The organism is Candidatus Pantoea multigeneris (assembly GCF_011752615.1).
GTDB lineage: Bacteria > Pseudomonadota > Gammaproteobacteria > Enterobacterales > Enterobacteriaceae > Pantoea > Pantoea multigeneris.
The window spans coordinates 1-709 of record NZ_VWXF01000032.1; the positions used below are offsets into that span (position 1 = coordinate 1).

The window sequence follows — 709 nt, forward strand, 5'->3', positions numbered from 1 at the left end:
TCAGCAGGCCGCGGGCGTCGTAGTAAAACAGGGTGGCGTTCCCGGCGATGTCGCTGATGCGCGTCAGGCGGGCCACGCCGTGCTCAGGCAGCGGCGCGTAGTGGTAGCGGGTTTCGCCGGTGTCGAATATCTCGAGGCTGCCGTCGGCGTGCTGCATCAGCCAGCACTTCTCCGCCTCCGACCAGGTTTTGCAGCCCACCGGGGGCAGCGGGAAGGCCACGTACTCGCCGGTGGGGGTGTACCACGCCACGCCGTTCTCATAGCGCGCGATGTGGCTTTCACTCTCCAGGCTCCAGCCGTGGCCGAGCACGCCTTCGGTGGGGTTGGCGCTGTGCCAGCTGCGCTGCCAGGTCAGGGGCAGGCGCGCGGGCAGCACGAAGTCCAGCTCGTCGTCGCCGCTGAGAAACTTCTGGCCGGTGATGATATCCACCGGGCGCAGGATAATCCCGGCGGCGGCGTTGGCGGTCATCAGCACGCCGAGGCGGCAGAGCACCCGGCCAATCTTGCGCACGCCGCGCAGCTTGCTGAGTTTCTCCGCCAGCTTCATCACGGCACCGATCTTGCGCGGGGTGAGGGAGAAGCTGAGCAGCCCGGCAAACAGCAGCGTCAGGTCCGACACCTGGCCGACCCACTCGGGCACCTCGGGCTTGATGGGCAGGGTGGTGACGGTGCCGCCGCCGATAATCACGTTGGGCGAGCCGGAGAGGAT

At 67.8% G+C, this 709-nt stretch carries 1 protein-coding gene; it reads right to left on the minus strand.

Going from position 1 to position 709, the window contains the following annotated elements; genetic code table 11:
• The coding region (locus tag F3J40_RS24585; protein WP_240155603.1) for a DUF6531 domain-containing protein at positions 1–709 on the minus strand (709 nt) is incomplete at both ends.